This is a genomic window from Rhodanobacter humi (genome assembly GCF_041107455.1).
Lineage (GTDB): Bacteria > Pseudomonadota > Gammaproteobacteria > Xanthomonadales > Rhodanobacteraceae > Rhodanobacter_A.
This window is the reverse complement of sequence record NZ_JBGBPY010000001.1, coordinates 4,030,290-4,046,720: the sequence shown is the minus strand read 5'-3', so window position 1 is coordinate 4,046,720 and position 16,431 is coordinate 4,030,290. Positions and strand designations below refer to the sequence as shown.

At 66.4% G+C, this 16,431-nt stretch carries 19 protein-coding genes; 8 read left to right on the top strand and 11 right to left on the bottom strand.

What is annotated here, in order from left to right; all coding sequences use genetic code 11:
- Positions 1-12: 12 nt before the first annotated feature.
- Positions 13-456: an Hsp20/alpha crystallin family protein gene (locus AB7878_RS18010; protein WP_369495669.1), complete on the bottom strand. Its 444-nt coding sequence runs from the start codon at positions 454-456 to the stop codon at positions 13-15.
- Between the two features lie 166 nt (positions 457-622).
- Between AB7878_RS18010 and mgtA the strand changes: the two genes are divergently transcribed.
- The 5 genes from mgtA to AB7878_RS17985 all read left to right on the top strand — a co-directional run bounded on the left by mgtA (position 623) and on the right by AB7878_RS17985 (position 6,332).
- Positions 623-3,190: a magnesium-translocating P-type ATPase gene (gene mgtA / locus AB7878_RS18005; protein WP_369495668.1), complete on the top strand. Its 2,568-nt coding sequence runs from the start codon at positions 623-625 to the stop codon at positions 3,188-3,190.
- 81 nt (positions 3,191-3,271) lie between these two features.
- A complete protein-coding gene (locus tag AB7878_RS18000) occupies positions 3,272-3,922 on the top strand; it encodes a BON domain-containing protein (protein WP_369495667.1) in 651 nt (216 codons plus the stop codon).
- 111 nt (positions 3,923-4,033) lie between these two features.
- Positions 4,034-4,687 carry a nitroreductase family protein gene (locus AB7878_RS17995; protein WP_077485262.1) on the top strand — a complete coding sequence of 218 codons (654 nt, stop codon included), beginning with the start codon at positions 4,034-4,036 and terminating at the stop codon, positions 4,685-4,687.
- A gap of 302 nt (positions 4,688-4,989) precedes the next feature.
- The gene (locus tag AB7878_RS17990; protein WP_369495666.1) at positions 4,990-5,817 is read left to right on the top strand and encodes a universal stress protein; all 828 of its coding nucleotides are present in this window, start codon (positions 4,990-4,992) and stop codon (positions 5,815-5,817) included.
- 35 nt (positions 5,818-5,852) lie between these two features.
- Positions 5,853-6,332 (top strand): host attachment protein, encoded by a 480-nt coding sequence (locus AB7878_RS17985; RefSeq protein WP_369495665.1) that lies wholly within the window; start codon positions 5,853-5,855, stop codon positions 6,330-6,332.
- Between the two features lie 187 nt (positions 6,333-6,519).
- On the opposite strand, the gene AB7878_RS17980 is transcribed toward AB7878_RS17985, so the two are convergent.
- From AB7878_RS17980 to AB7878_RS17960, 5 genes are all read right to left on the bottom strand, one after another.
- Entirely contained in the window at positions 6,520-7,557 is a 1,038-nt protein-coding gene (locus AB7878_RS17980) for a zinc-dependent alcohol dehydrogenase family protein (RefSeq protein WP_369495664.1), read from the bottom strand.
- Positions 7,558-7,825: 268 nt separating this feature from the next.
- Positions 7,826-8,071 (bottom strand): hypothetical protein, encoded by a 246-nt coding sequence (locus AB7878_RS17975; RefSeq protein ID WP_369495663.1) that lies wholly within the window; start codon positions 8,069-8,071, stop codon positions 7,826-7,828.
- A 32-nt stretch (positions 8,072-8,103) separates the two neighbouring features.
- Positions 8,104-9,510 carry a bifunctional enoyl-CoA hydratase/phosphate acetyltransferase gene (locus tag AB7878_RS17970; RefSeq protein WP_369495662.1) on the bottom strand — a complete coding sequence of 469 codons (1,407 nt, stop codon included), beginning with the start codon at positions 9,508-9,510 and terminating at the stop codon, positions 8,104-8,106.
- Entirely contained in the window at positions 9,507-9,647 is a 141-nt protein-coding gene (locus AB7878_RS17965; RefSeq protein WP_369495661.1) for a hypothetical protein, read from the bottom strand. The genes AB7878_RS17970 and AB7878_RS17965 overlap by 4 nt, the downstream gene beginning before the upstream one ends.
- A 173-nt stretch (positions 9,648-9,820) precedes the next feature.
- A complete protein-coding gene (locus AB7878_RS17960) occupies positions 9,821-10,624 on the bottom strand; it encodes a universal stress protein (RefSeq protein WP_369495660.1) in 804 nt (267 codons plus the stop codon).
- 223 nt (positions 10,625-10,847) lie between these two features.
- Here AB7878_RS17960 and AB7878_RS17955 point away from each other — a divergent pair, with 223 nt between their 5' ends.
- The gene (locus AB7878_RS17955; RefSeq protein WP_369495659.1) at positions 10,848-11,420 is read left to right on the top strand and encodes a GNAT family N-acetyltransferase; all 573 of its coding nucleotides are present in this window, start codon (positions 10,848-10,850) and stop codon (positions 11,418-11,420) included.
- Positions 11,421-11,446: 26 nt separating this feature from the next.
- On the top strand, positions 11,447-12,337 hold the full coding sequence (locus AB7878_RS17950) for a universal stress protein (RefSeq protein ID WP_369495658.1): 891 nt from the start codon (positions 11,447-11,449) through the stop codon (positions 12,335-12,337).
- Positions 12,338-12,363: 26 nt separating this feature from the next.
- On the opposite strand, the gene AB7878_RS17945 is transcribed toward AB7878_RS17950, so the two are convergent.
- A complete protein-coding gene (locus AB7878_RS17945; protein WP_369495657.1) occupies positions 12,364-12,801 on the bottom strand; it encodes a universal stress protein in 438 nt (145 codons plus the stop codon).
- A 40-nt stretch (positions 12,802-12,841) separates the two neighbouring features.
- Positions 12,842-13,030, bottom strand: a complete 189-nt coding sequence (locus AB7878_RS17940) for a hypothetical protein (RefSeq protein ID WP_369495656.1) — start codon at positions 13,028-13,030, stop codon at positions 12,842-12,844.
- A 377-nt stretch (positions 13,031-13,407) separates the two neighbouring features.
- Between AB7878_RS17940 and AB7878_RS17935 the strand changes: the two genes are divergently transcribed.
- Complete coding sequence (locus AB7878_RS17935) at positions 13,408-13,899, top strand: universal stress protein (protein ID WP_369495655.1); 492 nt, start codon at positions 13,408-13,410, stop codon at positions 13,897-13,899.
- Positions 13,900-14,031: 132 nt separating this feature from the next.
- On the opposite strand, the gene cydX is transcribed toward AB7878_RS17935, so the two are convergent.
- From cydX to AB7878_RS17920, 3 genes are read right to left on the bottom strand one after another with little or no spacing between them, the layout of a single operon-like run.
- Positions 14,032-14,157: a cytochrome bd-I oxidase subunit CydX gene (cydX, locus tag AB7878_RS17930; RefSeq protein ID WP_077485277.1), complete on the bottom strand. Its 126-nt coding sequence runs from the start codon at positions 14,155-14,157 to the stop codon at positions 14,032-14,034.
- A 29-nt stretch (positions 14,158-14,186) separates the two neighbouring features.
- Positions 14,187-15,734 (bottom strand): cytochrome ubiquinol oxidase subunit I, encoded by a 1,548-nt coding sequence (locus AB7878_RS17925; RefSeq protein WP_369495654.1) that lies wholly within the window; start codon positions 15,732-15,734, stop codon positions 14,187-14,189.
- Positions 15,735-15,778: 44 nt separating this feature from the next.
- Positions 15,779-16,231 carry a universal stress protein gene (locus AB7878_RS17920; RefSeq protein WP_369495653.1) on the bottom strand — a complete coding sequence of 151 codons (453 nt, stop codon included), beginning with the start codon at positions 16,229-16,231 and terminating at the stop codon, positions 15,779-15,781.
- Positions 16,232-16,431 lie beyond the last annotated feature (200 nt).

Below are 16,431 nucleotides of genomic sequence, written 5' to 3'. Positions count from 1 at the left end.
TCCCGACCCGGCTCAGCCCACGGCGATCTTGCGCGCGCTTCCGTTCGCCTTCTTGGGCAGTGTCAGCGAGAGCACGCCCTTGTCGTAGCGCGCCTCGGTGCGGCTCCCGTCGATTTCTGCAGGCAGCGTGAAGGCCCGGTAGGCCTTTTCCCACGACCTTTCGACGACGAGCTCCTTTTCGCCCTTCCTTTCCTTCTCGCGCTTCGTTTCCGCGCTGATCGCGACGTGGTTTCCTTCCACGGACACGTCGATGTCGTCCTTGTCCAGGCCGGGAATATCGGCACGCAGGTGGAAGGCGTCCTCGCCTTCGGTGATGTCCACCCGCATGTCGACGGTGAATTCGGGCTGGTTCCACAACGGGCCGAGGCCGAAATTGCGCAGCAGATCGTCGAGCGATGCCGACGTCTCGAACCTTGCGGGGCTCCGGAACGGAATGAAGCGTGTGATGGCAGTCATGGGGAACTCCTCGAGTTTCGAACACGCGCGTGGGAGCGCATCGATACGCTACGTCGGTATTCACGCCCCCTGTTGACGCATGTCAACTGCACTTCGCATCGCCGCCGCTTCGTCTTGACCGGGGTCAACATGCTCGTGCGCTTCCGCGGCATGGTTCCACCTGACCATGAATGATGTTTCGCACACATCCGCCGCGACCGATCCCGCCCTGGTTCCGCAGGCGCGCCTGTTCGATCGGCTCGGCAGCACCCGGGATGGATTGCCCCAGGCCGAAGCCTTGCGTCGCCTGGCCGCGCACGGACCCAACGAGGCCGATGGCAATGAACGCGCCGGCCATTTCGCTGCCCTGGTCGAGCTGTTCGGAAATCCGCTGGTCCTGATGCTGCTGGCGGCGGCCGCGGTCTCGGGATTTCTCGGTGATCGCGCTGGCGCGGCGATCATCGTGGCGATCGTGCTGATGAGCATCACGCTCAACTACACACTCAGCTATCGATCGAAGCTGGCGGCGGAACGGTTGCGGCAAGAGATTGCTCCCATCGCTCGGGTTCTTCGCGACGGAATCTGGTGCGATGTGCCGAGGCGCGAACTGGTGCCCGGTGACGTAATCCGTCTCATGGCTGGTGACCGCGTACCTGCGGATGCACGATTGCTGGAGGCCCGCGAGTTGCACGTCCAGCAGTCGGCTCTGACCGGCGAATCCGCACCGGCGGAAAAGGACGCCTGCGAGGAGCCGCACGGGTCGACGGGCGCCGACGCGCAACACCTGGTGTTCCTCGGCACCTCGGTAGCCGCCGGCACCGCCACGGCCATCGTGCTGGCGACCGGCAGCGATACCGCCTTCGGCGACGTGGCTGCGCGCCTGTCCGAGCGTCCACCTCCCACCGAATTCGAACGCGGATTGGCCGGCTTTGCACGCCTGATCATGCGTACCGTCTTCGGACTGGTGCTGGTGGTGCTGCTTGCCGGCATCGTGTTTCACCGCCCGCTGCTGGAAACCTTGCTGTTCGCGCTGGCACTGGCGGTCGGGCTGACCCCCGAGTTCATGCCGATGATCACCACGGTCACGCTGGCCCGCGGCGCGATGCGCATGTCCCGCCACCGCGTGGTGGTCAAGCACCTCGCGGCGATCGAGGACTTCGGCAGCATGACCGTGCTGCTCAGCGACAAGACCGGTACGCTCACGCGCAACGAAACCGAGGTTTTCGAAGCTGTCGATCCGCTCGGCAAGCCATCGCCGCGAACGGAGGGCCTGGCGCATCTGAACAGTTCGCTCCAGACGGGCATACGCAGCCCGCTGGACGAGGCCATCCTGCGCGATTGCGCATCCGCGCAAGAGGGTTTCCGCAAGCTCGACGAGATTCCCTTCGATTTCGAGCGGCGCCGCTTGAGCGTGGTCGCCGAACACGGGGACGAGATCCTGCTGGTTTCGAAGGGAGCGCCGGAATTCGTGATCCCGCGGTGCGCATCGTGCGAAGTGGATGGCTCCAACCACAAGCTCGGCGGCGACGAGCTGAAAGACATTGCCCGCATCTGCGACTCCTATGCCAGGCAGGGCATGCGCGTGCTGGCGGTGGCCTACCGCAGCGTGGATCGGAAATCCCGCTACACGACAGCCGACGAGGACGACCTGGTTCTCGCCGGATTCATCGTGTTCGCTGATCCGGTGCTCCCCGACGCGGCTGATTCCCTGCGCGCGCTGGTGCGCGACGGCATCGCGGTGAAGATTCTCTCCGGCGACAACGAATTTGTCGTCCGCCATGTCTGCGAACAGGTTGGACTGGACACGCGCGAGGTCGTTACCGGTACCCAGGTGGAGCAGCTTGACCAGGACGCCCTGGGCATAGTGGCCGAGCGTGCAAGCGTCTTCGCGCGACTCAATCCGGCCCAGAAGCACCGGATCGTGCTGGCGCTGAAGAACCGCCGTTACGTAGTGGGCTTTCTCGGCGACGGCATCAACGACGCGCCTTCGCTGCACGCGGCCGATGTGGGTATTTCGGTGGCAAATGCGGTGGACGTGGCGCGCGAAGCGGCCGACATCGTACTCGGCCAGCGCGATCTGGGTGCCTTGCACGCCGGCGTGATCGAAGGGCGTCGCGCGTTTGCCAATGTCACCAAGTATTTGCTGATGGGCACCAGTTCCAACTTCGGCAACATGCTCAGCATGGCGGCAGCATCCCTCGTGCTTCCGTTCCTGCCGATGCTGCCGACCCAGATCCTGCTCAACAATTTCATGTACGACATCGCGCAGATCACCATTCCGGGCGACAACGTGGATGCCTCTCAGCTGCAGGCGCCGCGTCGCTGGGACATCCGCCTGATTCGGCGCTTCATGCTGGGGGTAGGGCCGATCAGCTCCCTGTACGATTTTCTCACCTTCTACATGCTGCTCGCCTTGCTGCACGCATCCGAAGCCGAGTTTCATACCGGCTGGTTCATCGAGTCGCTGGCTACGCAGGCACTTGTGCTGTTCGTGATACGCACAACGGGAAACCCCTTGCGCAGCCGTCCCAGCAAGACGCTGGTCGCGAGTGTGCTCGCCGTGGTGATCGCCGGCATCGCGCTGCCCTTCACGCCCCTCGGTACCGATTTCGGATTCGTTCCCGTGCCCCCGGTGTTTTTCGCGTTCCTCGCCGTCGCCACCATCACCTACCTGCTGCTGGTGGAACTCGTGAAGCGCCGCTTCTTCAGGGATGATGCCGCCGGGCAGGCACCGGGCCGGTACATGCCTCCATAGCTTTCCGCGGTTTTGTTGATGCGGATCAATGGCCGGGCCGTTGCCTCCTGTGGAATGGGTTCCCCTGGATGGAGAACGCCCATGACCGACAAAGAACTGCGCCAGCTCGTCATCGACGAACTGGAATTCGAGCCGAGCATCGATGCCGCCGACATCGGCGTAGCGGCGGAGGACGGCGTCGTTACCCTCAGCGGGCATGTCGCCGACTATGTACAGAAGACGGCGGCGGAGCGTGCGGCCTGGCGGGTAAGGGGCGTCAGGGGCATCGCCCAGGAGATCGAGGTCCGCCTGGCCAGCGACAAGAAGCAGAACGACGACGAGATCGCGCAGCGGGCTCTGAGCATCCTCGCATGGAACACGACGATCCCCAGCCGCGACCTCCGCGTGCAGGTATCCCGCGGCTGGGTCACCCTGTCCGGCAGCGTGAACTGGAACTTCCAGCGCCGTGCTGCCGAAAACGAGGTGCGCAAGCTCGGTGGCGTCACGGGCGTCACGAACAACATCAAGCTGCCCACGGAAGTGCAGGCACGCGACTTGAAGCAGCGCATCCAGGAAGCGCTGAAACGGCACGCGGAGATCGAGGCGGGAGCCGTGCACGTGGACGTACGGGCCGATGGCACGGTTCGCATCGATGGGCACGTCGACAACTGGAGCGAGATGCAGGCGGTGGAGCGGGCCGTCTGGTCGGCCCCGGGCGTCCGCGTGGTCGAGGACAACCTGATCTTCCACTGAGGGTTCCGGCGTCGGCATGCAGAAAGCGGCGTGACCACTTCAGCTTCGCCAGCCGGCGCATTGGACCAACCCGCGAACCCTGCGCCTCACCTGCCACGGGAGAAACGGATCATGGCTGCCTATCCGAATTCGCCGCCGGTCCAGCAGACGATCAAGCTGCCTGCTCCCTCCGGTGCCTGCACTGTCTCCATCACCGCGGCACTGGAGCAGCGGCGCACCTGCCGCACGATCTGCGCCAAGCCTCTGTCGCGGCAGCTCCTTGCGGACCTGCTGTGGGCCGCCTGTGGCGTGAACCGCCCGGAGGGACCGTTCGGGCGGCCCGGGCGTACCGCGGCCTCGGCCAGCAACTCGCAGGAAATCGACCTCCATGTCGCCATGCGCGATGGTGCCTACCGCTACGACGCGCCGGCGCACGAGCTGGTCCAGGTGGCGACCGGCGATCTGCGCGGATACGCCCTGACGCCGGGGCAACGCAGCGCCAATCCCGACATGCCCGTGCATCTGATCTACGTGGCTGACATCCATCGCCTGACGCACTCCACCGGGTTCCTGGAGCCTGGCCTGCAGGACCCGGAGACGCAGAAGTCCTACTACTACGTCGATGCCGGCATGGTCGCCGCCAACGTCTACCTGTACTGCGCGGCCGAAGGACTGGCCGCCTGGTTCCACAACTGCGATCGGGACGCGCTGGCGCTGCGGCTCGGGCTGCGGCAGGAGCAGCGTGTGCTGTTCGCGCAATCCGTGGGGTACCGGGAGGAGATCTGAGCCAACTGCGCAACGCCCGGTCCAGCCCGCATCCGAGGCGTGCCCGGGCATCCTGGGCCGTCGGGAATGGATGGCCTGCGCGCCGGCTCCCGGAGCGCCACTCCGCCCGTGAGCAATGCGGTTCCCTGCCCGTTCGCTCATGTTGATTTCCATCAACAAGGGCATCCGCATGGAGGCATAGCGTGTCCTTCAGCCGCCGCGCGGCGAGGTGGGCCGGCAACCTGGCGCGGCAGCCGGTGAGCGGCACGCATCGCCGCGCGACGCGAAACACCCGTCTACTCCCGGTTCGAAGCGAGGCTCCCATGCACGACCTGCTTGCCTACTGCGAAAGTTGCGAGGACTGGCCGGCTAGTGCGGCTTACGCCGCCCGGCTGGCCGCGGCGTTCGACGGCCATGTGACGGGGATCCATGCGTGCCCAGTCCCCAGCCTGATGTCGTCTCCCTATGACACGCCGGATTTGATGGCCGATCTGCTCAACGTCACGCGCCAGCTCGAGGAAGATGCCGTCGCCAGCGGCCCGTCCTTCGAGGCCTTTGCGCGTGCGTGCGGCGCGACCAGGGTGGCCTGGCAGGTCGCGGAGGAAGAGGTTCCCCGTGCCCTGAATCTTGCGGGCAGCTGGCATGACGCACTGGTCGTCGGCCGGACGCTGCAGACGCCCTGGGGTTCCGCGTCCGCGGTGGGCGGCATGGTCCTTGGTGCCGGGCTTCCGTGCATCGTCGTGCCCGAAGGTCATGTCGGGGAGAGCCTGCCGGATGGCATGGCCATCGCCTGGAACGGCTCCCTCGAAGCCATTCGCGCGACGCACGCGGTCCTTCCCCTGCTGCGCCGTGCCCGCAGGGTGACGATTCTCGATGGCGGACAGCCGCTGTCGGCCAGCCTGGACGACTGGAAGCCGCCGTTCGGGCTCGCCGGGTACCTGGCCAGACACGGCATCCACAGCGAGACCATGTTTCTTTCGAAGCCCGGGGATTCCGTGGGAACCCTGCTGCTGCACGCAGCGAAACAGGCGGGGGCCGACATGCTGGTCATGGGAGCCTACGGGCACACCCGTTTCAGCGAATGGGTGCTCGGTGGCGCGACGCGCGACGTGCTCGAGCGCATCGACATGCCGGTTTTCATGCGCCATTGAGGCATCAGTTCGTATTGCCCGCCTGGAGGTCGATCATGTCAACCGCATGGATTCTTGTAAGCGATGCCGCGCGCGGCCGCCTGTTCGAAGCGTCCGGTACGCCCTGCACGTGGACGGAACTGGCCGGCTACTCCAACTCCGATTTGCGCGGTCTCCCCGCGCGGGGCGGTTCGGGCCGCACCGTACCTCGCACGCACGACAGCATCGGTCCGGCGAGGCACGTGATCGAGCCCCATGCGAGCCGCCGGGACAAGAGCACGCGAGCGTTTGCGCGCATGCTGGTCGCCGACTTGCTCGAAGCAAACGCACGTCACCGGTACGAACGCCTGTTCCTCGTGGCGCCGCCGCGTTTCCTGGGCGTCCTGCGCGGCCAGCTTGGTGACCCTGCCGCCGCCGGCGTGGCAGGCGAGCTGGGCAGCGATCTCGCCGCACTGCCGACCGAAGCACTGATCGGGCATCTCCGGGAGGCTTTTCCGCGTGCGTTTCCCGCGAAGGCCGTACGCTCGGACAGATGAGGCCCAGCCAAGCCGACGGGCAGGCATCGTGCAATTCGTGTCCCAGGGCGCCAATCTGCCCTACGGCGGGTTCGCGACGCCGGACTTCGCCCGGAGGACGCCTCGCCGGATTGCGATGGCGCGGAAACCGGCGATGGCGCGATGGAACCGGACGCGAGGGGATGAACGACCACCCTTTTCCCCGGCTTCATGCCTCGATGATGACCTTCAGCGCATGGGTCCTGGCGGCATGGCCGAAGGTGTCGTAGGCGTCGTCGATCGCGGCGAGCTTGAAGCGGTGCGTGATCAGCCGGGCGGGGTCGATTTTCCCCGCCTGCACCGTCTTCAGCAGCATGGGCGTGGTCGCGGTATCCACCAGGCGCGTGGTGATGGCGATGTTCCTGTCCCACAGGCTTTCCAGATGCAGGTCGACCTTGGTGCCATGCACGCCGATGTTCGCGATGATGCCGCCCGGCGCCACCAGTTCTTCGCACAGCTCGAACGTGGCCGGCACGCCGACAGCCTCGATCGCGGTATCCGCACCGGCACTCCCAGTCAGCTGACGGAGTTTTTCCGCCACGCCGCCGTCGCGGCTGTTGATGGTCGAGGTCGCGCCGAAGCGCTTCGCCACGGCCAGGCGGTTGTCGTCCAGGTCGATCATGATGATCTGTGCAGGCGAGTAGAACTGCGCGGTCAGCAGGGCGGCCAGCCCGATCGGGCCGGCGCCGACGATGGCGACGGTGGAGCCGGGCTGGACCTTGCCATTGAGCACGCCGCACTCGAATCCGGTCGGCAGGATGTCGCTCAGCATCACCAGCGCCTCCTCGTCGGCACCGGCGGGAATGTGGTAGAGGCTGGTGTCCGCGTAGGGAATGCGCACGTACTCGGCCTGCGTGCCGTCGATCCGGTTCCCCAGGATCCATCCACCCGTGGTGCAGTGCGAATACATGCCCTTGCGGCAGTAGTCGCATCTGCCGCAGGACGAGATGCAGGAAATCAGCACGCGGTCGCCCGGACGGAACGCGGCGACGGCCGTCCCCACCTTTTCGACCACGCCCACACCTTCATGGCCCAGGATGCGGCCGGGCGTGCAGGTGGGCACGTCGCCCTTCAGGATGTGCAGATCCGTGCCGCAGATCGTCGTCTTGACGATCTTCACGATGGCGTCGCCGGGGCCTGTGATTTCCGGCAAGGGGCGATCTTCCAGAGCCTTCTTGCCAGGTCCCTGATAGACGAGTGCTTTCATCGGGAGTCTCCATCGAGTGTTGAGCCGAACGGCGGTGCCTGGACGCGGGCTTCCGCGCTCCCGCCCCGCCCGCGTCTGCCTGCGTATCGCTCCGGATGCGGGCGAACCCGGTGCGGAACGCAGTTGAACACCGCCAAACGACGACGGGCTTGAGCCAGATCAACCGACTCCCGGAAAACGTGGCTGTCATGCTTCGGTGCGCATCGGGGCTCGTCGCGCGGGTGCTGGACGTCGGCGGCCCGGGTGACGGGAGCACGCCCCTGCGCCATCACCCAGGCGGACAGTGCTGCTCCTGCGGCATTGCCACGTCTGGTCCGGGCAGTTCGTACGGATAGGTCATCGCGCTGACCGTCACGTCGACAAGCGCACCGCAGAAACCGAACATCGCGTCCGACCACCATGCGACTGGCGCGCCCAGCAGTGCGAACAGCGCGAACGGCGTGCAGGACGCAAGCGACGCAAAGGCTGCGCCGGAGTCGGGACAGGTAGCGACATCGCGGGCCGACGCACTCATGGCGGGCTCCAATGGCATGATCCGTTGTCCGCCTAGCCTGTCTGCTTCGCCTGCGCCAGCAGGGCCGCCACCACGCACGAGGCGATGCGCGTGCGCGGCGTGTCGGCGCGGCTGGTGAGGATGATCGGCACCCGCGCGCCCATCACCACGCCGGCGGCGTCGGCACCGGCGAGGAACGTCAGCTGCTTGGCGAGCATGTTGCCCGACTCCAGGTCGGGCACGACCAGGATGTCGGCGCTGCCGGCCACGGCGGAACGAATGCCTTTCTCCCGCGCCGCCAGCGGGCTGATCGCGTTGTCGAAGCCCAGCGGACCATCGACGATGCCGCCGGTGATCTGGCCGCGCTCGGCCATCTTGCACAGCGCCGCGGCATCCAGGGTGGAAGGCATCGCCGGGTTCACCGTTTCCACCGCCGACAGCACGGCCACCCTGGGTGTGGCAATGCCGAGCACGCGCGCCAGGTCGATCGCGTTCTGGATGATGTCGCGCTTGTCGACCAGTGAGGGTGCGATGTTGATGGCCGCATCAGTGACCAGCAGCAGCCGCTCGTAGCTGGGCACGTCCATCACGTAAACGTGGCTGAGTCGGCGACCCGTGCGCAGGCCGGCGTTGGCCAGCACCGCGTGCATCAGCTCGTCCGTATGCAGCGAGCCTTTCATCAGCAGCCGCACCTCCCCGTCGCTCACCATGGCCACCGCCTGTGCGGCGGCGGCGTGGCTGTGCGGCGTATCGACCAGCCGGTACGGCGCGATGTCCAGGGCAGCCTGCCGAGCAGTGGCCCTGATCCTGGCGGCCGGCCCGATCAGTACGGGCTCGATCAACCCTTGTGACGCGGCCTCGACCGCGGCCGTGATCGAAGCCGCGTCACAAGGATGGACGATCGCCGTGGGCAACACCGGGTTGCCCGCAACCCGCGCGCGCAACTGCCGGAAACGCCGGTGGCCGGCGACCTGGACCGCGGGCAGATCGGCCGGCGCGCAGCGGATCTTCTCGGCAGGCGCCTGCACTTCCGCCTCGCCGAGGACCACGTCCACGCCGAGCTGGTTGCGCACGCGGCAATGGAAGCGCACGCGCCGGTCCAGCGGCTCCTTGCCGCTGACGGTCACGCTCACGTCGATGGTGTCGCCTAGGTTGACCGGTGCATGGAAGTGCAGGTCCTGCGACAGTTGGATCGTGCCTGGCCCCGGCAGCCGGGTGCCCAGTACGGCCGAAATCAGTGCGCCGCTCCACATGCCGTGCGCCACGACGTGATGGAACAGCTCGCTGCGCGCAGGGTCCGGCGCCTCTTCGGCCGGATTCGCGTCACCGGACATCGCGGCGAACAAGTCGATGTCCCGCTGGGTCAGCGTGCGCGTGAGATGCGCGCTGTCGCCGATCCGGATCTCGTCGAAGGTCCGGTTTTCCACGCATGCGGGAGCATCCGCAGTGACGGCATTCATGGCAGTTCCCGGATACGCATGTCGGCGCCATTCATCGCGACATGGCCGCCAGTCATCAACGCGGCTGCGGCGATGCAGGCGTTTCCTTCGTCGAAGGTCGTGCATGGACCGGTCACCGGTATCGCTGCGTTCTCCATGTCGGCACTCTAGACAGCAAGCGGCACTGTGGATTTGAGGCAAGTCAATTGCGATGCTCGCCCGGGTGTCGTCGTGGGCGTGCTGGCGAGATTGGCGGCACGGGCGGCGGATGTCGCGGTCGGCGAACCCGAAATCTACGGATGCGGCATGTCGGAGCAAACCTGCGCGCGCCTCAATGCGCCAGCAGCAGCGGCAGCCTGGCGTGCTCCAGCACATGGCGGGTGGTGCCGCCCAGGATCAGCTCGCCGATCCGCGAGTGCCCCCACGCACCCATCACCAGCAGGTCGGCATGCATCGCATAGGCATGGCTGAGCAGTTCCTCGCCGACGTCGCTCGCGTCGGGGAACGGATGGATCGATTGCAGGGACACGCCTTGCCGGACCAGCCAGTCGCGCACTGGCAGCGGCGGTGGCGAAATGCCGGGGAGCGTGTCCTGCGCGCCGTCGATCAGGCGCACCATCCCGGCCTCGCGCAGCAACGGCAGCGCGGCGCGCAGCGCGCGCATCGATTCCTGGGTGCTGTTCCAGGCCACCAGGATCCGCTCCGGACTGAAATGGCCATTCCAGTCGGGCGGCACAAGCAGCATCGGCGATGCGGCCGAGAACAGTGCCCTGGTGACATCGTCCATCCCGACCAGATGCGACGGATGCGACGGCGGCAGCTGGCTCACCGTGATGTCGGCCATGCAGGAACGGCGCGCCAGCGCGGACACGTAGACGCCGCGAATCACTTCCCAGGCACCCCTCAGCCCATGCTTGCGGCACTGCTCCATCCACCAGGCGTCGCATTGCCTGGCCTGGTATTCCTCGGTGACCAGCTCGGTCATGATGTCGGGCAGATACATCGATGAGGGGAAGACTCCCACGATGTGCAGACCCGTCACGTAGGCGTCGTGGCGACCGGCCAGGGCGAGGCCGACCTGCACAACCGGACTGCTGTCCACCATCTCTTCGACATTGACGAGGATCTCGAACATGGAGGCGTCCGGTGGCCTTGCATGAGCGCATGCTCGCGCAGGCGCCCTTCGCCCGGTGTTGATGCAAATCAACCGAAGCGGCCGGGTGCCGGCTGGAATGCTTGCGCACCGTGCCACCTCCGCTTGAGTTGATCGTCATCAAGTGGCGACGCCACCGGTTCGCTAGAAAGCTCGTGGAACCCCGCCATCGCGGGCGTTCCGCCCTACCAGCGAGGCCATCACCATGACAACCACGACTGATTCATCAGGCAACGCTACCGCCGGAGCGGCACCTGCCGCCCTCGAAGGCAATCACTGGATCGAATCCCTGCGCGACGGCACTCGCGTGCTGGTGCGCCCGCTTCGGCTCGAGGACCGCGCCATGGAAGAGGCGCTCATCCGGCGTCTCTCGCCCGAGGCGCGGCGCTTCCGCTTCCTGGGCGATTTCAAGGTACCCGACAAGGCCATGCTCGACCACCTGATGCACGTCGACTACGTGCACGACATGGCTTTCGCGGCCTTTGCGCACGACGATGGCGAACTGCGCGAGGTGGGCATCAGCCGCTATTCCACCACTGGCGACGATCGCCAATGCGAATGCGCCGTCACCGTCGCCGACGACTGGCGTCACCGCGGCCTGGCCGTGCTGCTGATGCAGCATCTCATCGATGTCGCCCGCAAGCAGAAGCTTGCCCGCATGTTCTCGATCGACGATGTCGGCAACGAACCGATGCGCGAGTTGGCCCATTACCTCGGTTTCACCTGCGAGCCGCATCCGGAGGACCCGAAGACGGTGGTCTATTCGCTCGCGCTGTGACGCATCCGGCTCCGGATGCGGGAGGCATGATCATGCTCATCGATGAATCCCGTGCGGTCCCGCGGGCCTCGTCGCAACAGGCGGCGACTCCAACCCTGGGCTTTCGCGACGTGCTGGCACTGGTGACTTCCAGCGGGCCGTGGAGCCCGGCGTTGCTGGCCGCAGTGGAGATCGCCTCGCGCTGGAATGCGGACCTCACCGCCTGCTACGTGCCGGTCGACCTGCGTGAGCAGCGCCCCGCCGAGTCGGCCCCAGCGATTGCGGAGCCACCGGGCGAATCGGAGTACGAGCGGCCCGACGAGTCGCTCGCGTTCGCCCAGTTCGCCTTGGAGCGCGGCGTGGCCCATGCGTCCTGGGCCGTGACACGCACACCGATAGCCCCCACGCTCCGTCATCTCGGAGCGTGGCACGACCTTGCCGTGATCGAACGCGACATCGTCGACGCGGCGCACATTTTCGACGTACTCGCCGAAGGGCTGCTGAGCGCCCGGTTGCCCTGCATCCTGCTGCCGCCGCGCTGGAGCGGCAGCCTGGCGTTCGACCGCATCGTGATCGGCTGGAACGGCAGCTTCGAATCGACCCGCGCCTTGCGCAGCGCCCTGCCCCTGCTGCGGCTCGCCCGACAGGTGGTCCTCGTCAACGGCGAGCTGCGCACGCCCGATGAGCACAGCACAGGCGTGGCCGAGCCCGATCCGTTCGCCTACCTCGTGCGGCACGGCGTCGCAGCGAAACTCCACCACATCCAGGTGCCCCCCGACGAAGCGGGCCTTGCCCTGCTACGCCATGCGCATGTGCTGCGCGCCGACCTGCTGGTGATGGGAGCCTACGGGCGCTCACGCATCCGCGAGCGCTTGCTGGGAGGGGCGACGCGGCATGTCATGGCGAATGCTGACATGCCGGTGTTCATGCAGCACTGAACCGGCGGCGCCGCAACACCTGTACGTCAACGACAGACCATCACCGGGATATCGGCGCAGCCCAGCACCCGGCTGGTCTCGCTGCCGATCAGCAGGCGGTCCAGGCCGGTGCGGCCATGGCTGCCCATCACGATCAGGTCGCAACCGTATTGCCTGACGGCGCCGATGATGGAATTGCTGGGGTGATGGTCGAATTCGTAGCTGCCTTCGAACGGTACGCCGGCCTCCTCGGCCAGCGCGCGGACCGCACCGATATGCCGCTGCGCCCGGTCGATGGCCTCGCGCCGGTAGTCGTCCGGCGCGCTCCGGATCAGGTCGGACAGGTAGGCCACGGCTGCCAGCGGCGCCAGCACGTGGTGCGCATGCACTGCCGCGCCGAGCTGCCCGGCCAGCGCGATGCCGAGGCGGGCCGCATGCAGGGAGGGTTCCGAATCGTCGACTGGAAGCAGGATGTTCTTGAACATGGTCTGTGTTGTTCGAGTTGGAAGCCTGTCGGGCCTTGCATCACCTGCGTGCGTCGCGCATCAGGCTGCCCAGCAGTGCCAGCACGCTGATCCCGCAGACCCATGCCGCACCCGTCCAGAGGGTGGGAAATTCGTCCCTGACCAGGCTGAACAAGGCACTGGCCGCAGCCACCACCAGCAGGCAGACGGAAAGTGGAGAGAACGCCGGCGGAGCCGATGAGGTTTTCATCGCACGTCCTGCCGATGGATCTCGGCTGGCCTCCGCGTTTCGCCTCGCGCCAGTATCGGCAACGGAGCGCGGGCTTTGCACGCAAGCCATGCGTGCAGCCGGTGGAGGCATCCGCAGCGGAAGCACCGCATGCCTTCCATCACGCATCTCTTCGTTGCTGGCCGATGCGATGCGACCATGGTGCTGCACTCCTCATCCCGGGATTTCAGGCTAGGCGGGTCGCGACACGGGCATGTTGATCCTAGTCAACCGGATGCGGGGCATGCCCGGCAGCGGCCGACTTGATGTCGCTCAATACACCGGAAGACACGTGTTCCAACATGCGAGTGGGATGCACGCACTCGCGTGCGGAACGTGATCACACTGGAGACCTGTCCATGACGTCCGGAACTTCCACCCGCCCCGAGCCTGCCGTCGCGTCGTCGAAGGCACCGTTCCATCGCATCCTGCTGCCCATCGACGGTTCGGAGCTGTCGTTGCACGCCTTCCGCATCGGGCTGGAATTGGCCAAGCCTCTTTGCAGCACGGTCGTGGCGCTGCATGCGGTACCGCCCTTCAATACCATCGCCTACATGACCGAATTCCTCGCCGCCGCGGAACTGCGCTACAGCCAGGAGGCACCGCAGATTGCATCGCGTTACCTGGACACGGCCAAGGCGCTGGCAAGGGAAGCTGGAGTGTCCTGCGAAAGCCACTTCGCCTTCGGCGAGCAGCCCCACGACGCCATCCTGAAAGCGGTCGATGAGCATCACTGCGACCTGATCGTGATGGCCTCGCACGGCCGGCACGGGCTGGACCGGCTCATCCTCGGCAGCGAGACGCAGAAGGTGCTGGCGGGAAGCCGGGTGCCGGTGCTGGTTTGCCGGTAACGCGGCCGACCGTTCCGCGGTCACGGGTCGCAACGTCGGCACTGCCTGGCAGCCGGTGCCGGCGATGTCCGCGCCTGCCTTACCCTGCTCTGCCCCGGCCCCCGCAGGCGTGTCCCGCGAGCGCTGGCCGGCTCAATAGTCATTGGCGACCGCGGCCCAGTCGCGCTCATCGACGGCATGCAGCTCGAACCACATCGCGTTGAGGATGCCGAACGCGCAGGCGAGGCCGACGCCGAGAAACCATGCGAAATACCACATTGTTCATCCTCCTCGTCGACCGGACGGGATCAGTACTTTTTCGTCGCATCGGAGTCCACCGGCCAGATCTTCAGTCCATCCGGGCCCAGGCGAACGAGGCGTATCGACAGGATCGCACCAGCCGCGAAGAGGCCGGCGATGGCCGTGTACGCGATAGCGGCGACGGCCATCTCCGATGCCGTCGCCTGGATTTCGGTGATGGGCAGCAGTCCGTCGATCAGCCACGGGCCACGGCCCGCTTCGCTCACCAGCCAACCCAGCGCCCCCGCCACCCACGGCACCGGCAGGCTCCAGGCCGCCAGGCGCAGAAAACCGCGGCGGTCCAGCTGACGTCTCGACGCCAGCCAGAACGCCACGCCGAACAGGACGATGCCGTATGCGCCCAGCAGCGCCATGGCCCGGAAAGCCCAGAACAGCAGCGGTACGTCCGGGATCGTGTCGCGGGCCGCGGCGGTCATCTCGTCACCATTACGCTGCAATGGATTTCGCACGTGACGCAACAGCAACAATCCATAGCCAAGGTCGGGGTTGGCACCGACCTTGGCGGCGTTGGACCCTGCTGCGCGCGAGGAAGCTTCCTTGTTGTCCAGCGCCATGAATTCCGCGAGGCCGCGGCGGATGCGCTCCACGTTCGCTGCCTCAAGCTCGTCCAGCCCCGCCACCGGCTTGCGCCACGAATGCGTCGCGCCCAGTCCCAGCAGCCAAGGCATGCGCCATGCGACGCGAGTCGTGCGGCTGTCCGGGTCGGGTATCCCGAAAAGCACAAACGGGGCTGGAGCCGGCTGCACATGCCATTCGCCCGCGATCGCGGCAATGCGCATCTGCTGACCTGGCGAACCGGCATAGCCGTCCCGGTCGCCGAGCACGGCCAGTGAGAGCGCCGCGGCCAGACCGAAGCTGGCCGCGACGGTCATCGAGCGGCGGGCGATCTGCACGTTGCGGCCACGCAGCAAGTACCACGCCGAGGCCGACAGCACCAGCGTCGCCGCCACGAGGTAACTGGAGCCGACGAGATGCACGAATCGAGTCTGCGCGGCGGGGTTGAGCAGCGCCAACGGCACGTCATGGATCCAGACTTGCAGGGTGCCGGGATCGAGGTACGCACCGGAGGGGTTGTCCATCAAGCCGTAGCCGATCGCGATCTTGAGCGCCGACAAGGTCGAAAGCAGCATCCACAGCCAGGTGATGAGCAGATGCTGCAGTCGCCCCAGGCCCAGCCAGTCGGTGTAAAGGCGCCAGAGGAACACGCCACCACCAAACACCAGCGGCGTCATGAGCAGGGTCAACGCCAACCCCGGGATCCCGTGCAGGTGTCGGGTGAACCGGCCGGGATCCGCGGCGTACAGGATGATCAACACGATCGACCCGATCGCCCACATCAGCAGCGCGATGCCGAACAGCCTGCCCCAGTAGCGGGCGATCTGTCGCCAGATCTCCCGTTCGGTCATCACGTACACGCTTTCCATGATCGCGATGATGGGCGGCAGGCCGACGACCAGCGGCAGCAAGGTGGCGGCATAGCAGGCGACGATGTGGGACCACAGCGCCGAAGCATGGAACGAGGAAAGTTCGATCATGTTGGCTTGCTCCGCATCTTGGCCACGACCGCATCACTGGTCGCTCAATGCACTACCAGTACAGGAATTCCGGTATGCGTCAGCACTTGCTGCGTCTCGCTGCCGAGCATGAATTTCGCGAGGCCGTGCCTGCCGTGCGATGCCATCACGATCAGGTCGCAGCCTGACTCCGCGGCCTTCGCGACGATCGTCTTCCAGGGCTGATCGCCCTGCACTGCGATCGTTTCGCATGCCACCCCGGCACACTCGGCCTCGTGCACAAGCGGCGAGAACAGCTTGTCGGCATATGCCCTGGCCAACTGCCGCAATTGATCCGGAGGCGGCTCGATCAGTTCCTCGGCGATGCCGATGGGGTTGAATTCCATCATCACGTGCAGGCCGGTGACGCGCGCTCCGGCGCCTTGCGCCAGTGCGATGGCCTGCTCGATGGCCCGGTGCGTACCCGCGTCGTTGTCGACAGGAACCAGGATGTGCTTGAACATGTCGATCGGATCCATGGACCGCGATCCTTCCCTGGATCGCGGTCCCTGCTCGGTAAGGGGACGCATGCATCCCGCAACGTCGTCCGGTCCACCGCCTCGGGGCATCTGATGCGGCCTTGGCGATTTCCTCGCCGTCACACCTGTCGACCTCCGCAAGTCCGATCCAGGCTGCGAGGCCGCGCCCTCGGCGCGTCCTCCCACCTGCCACGCAACTG

Excerpts from the sequence above, each read along its gene's own strand:
- AB7878_RS17965 (WP_369495661.1), bottom strand. The coding sequence starts at position 9,647 with ATGGAGAACGCAGCGATACCGGTGACCGGTCCATGCACGACCTTCGAC.
- AB7878_RS17970 (WP_369495662.1), bottom strand. The coding sequence starts at position 9,510 with ATGAATGCCGTCACTGCGGATGCTCCCGCATGCGTGGAAAACCGGACC.
- AB7878_RS17920 (WP_369495653.1), bottom strand. The coding sequence starts at position 16,231 with ATGGATCCGATCGACATGTTCAAGCACATCCTGGTTCCTGTCGACAAC.
- AB7878_RS17995 (WP_077485262.1), top strand. The coding sequence starts at position 4,034 with ATGGCTGCCTATCCGAATTCGCCGCCGGTCCAGCAGACGATCAAGCTG.
- AB7878_RS17985 (WP_369495665.1), top strand. The coding sequence starts at position 5,853 with ATGTCAACCGCATGGATTCTTGTAAGCGATGCCGCGCGCGGCCGCCTG.
- AB7878_RS17955 (WP_369495659.1), top strand. The coding sequence starts at position 10,848 with ATGACAACCACGACTGATTCATCAGGCAACGCTACCGCCGGAGCGGCA.
- cydX (WP_077485277.1), bottom strand. The coding sequence starts at position 14,157 with ATGTGGTATTTCGCATGGTTTCTCGGCGTCGGCCTCGCCTGCGCGTTC.
- AB7878_RS18010 (WP_369495669.1), bottom strand. The coding sequence starts at position 456 with ATGACTGCCATCACACGCTTCATTCCGTTCCGGAGCCCCGCAAGGTTC.
- AB7878_RS17960 (WP_369495660.1), bottom strand. The coding sequence starts at position 10,624 with ATGTTCGAGATCCTCGTCAATGTCGAAGAGATGGTGGACAGCAGTCCG.
- AB7878_RS17945 (WP_369495657.1), bottom strand. The coding sequence starts at position 12,801 with ATGTTCAAGAACATCCTGCTTCCAGTCGACGATTCGGAACCCTCCCTG.
- AB7878_RS17980 (WP_369495664.1), bottom strand. The coding sequence starts at position 7,557 with ATGAAAGCACTCGTCTATCAGGGACCTGGCAAGAAGGCTCTGGAAGAT.
- AB7878_RS17975 (WP_369495663.1), bottom strand. The coding sequence starts at position 8,071 with ATGAGTGCGTCGGCCCGCGATGTCGCTACCTGTCCCGACTCCGGCGCA.
- AB7878_RS17925 (WP_369495654.1), bottom strand. The coding sequence starts at position 15,734 with ATGATCGAACTTTCCTCGTTCCATGCTTCGGCGCTGTGGTCCCACATC.
- AB7878_RS17950 (WP_369495658.1), top strand. The coding sequence starts at position 11,447 with ATGATCATGCTCATCGATGAATCCCGTGCGGTCCCGCGGGCCTCGTCG.
- AB7878_RS17990 (WP_369495666.1), top strand. The coding sequence starts at position 4,990 with ATGCACGACCTGCTTGCCTACTGCGAAAGTTGCGAGGACTGGCCGGCT.
- mgtA (WP_369495668.1), top strand. The coding sequence starts at position 623 with ATGAATGATGTTTCGCACACATCCGCCGCGACCGATCCCGCCCTGGTT.
- AB7878_RS17940 (WP_369495656.1), bottom strand. The coding sequence starts at position 13,030 with ATGAAAACCTCATCGGCTCCGCCGGCGTTCTCTCCACTTTCCGTCTGC.
- AB7878_RS18000 (WP_369495667.1), top strand. The coding sequence starts at position 3,272 with ATGACCGACAAAGAACTGCGCCAGCTCGTCATCGACGAACTGGAATTC.
- AB7878_RS17935 (WP_369495655.1), top strand. The coding sequence starts at position 13,408 with ATGACGTCCGGAACTTCCACCCGCCCCGAGCCTGCCGTCGCGTCGTCG.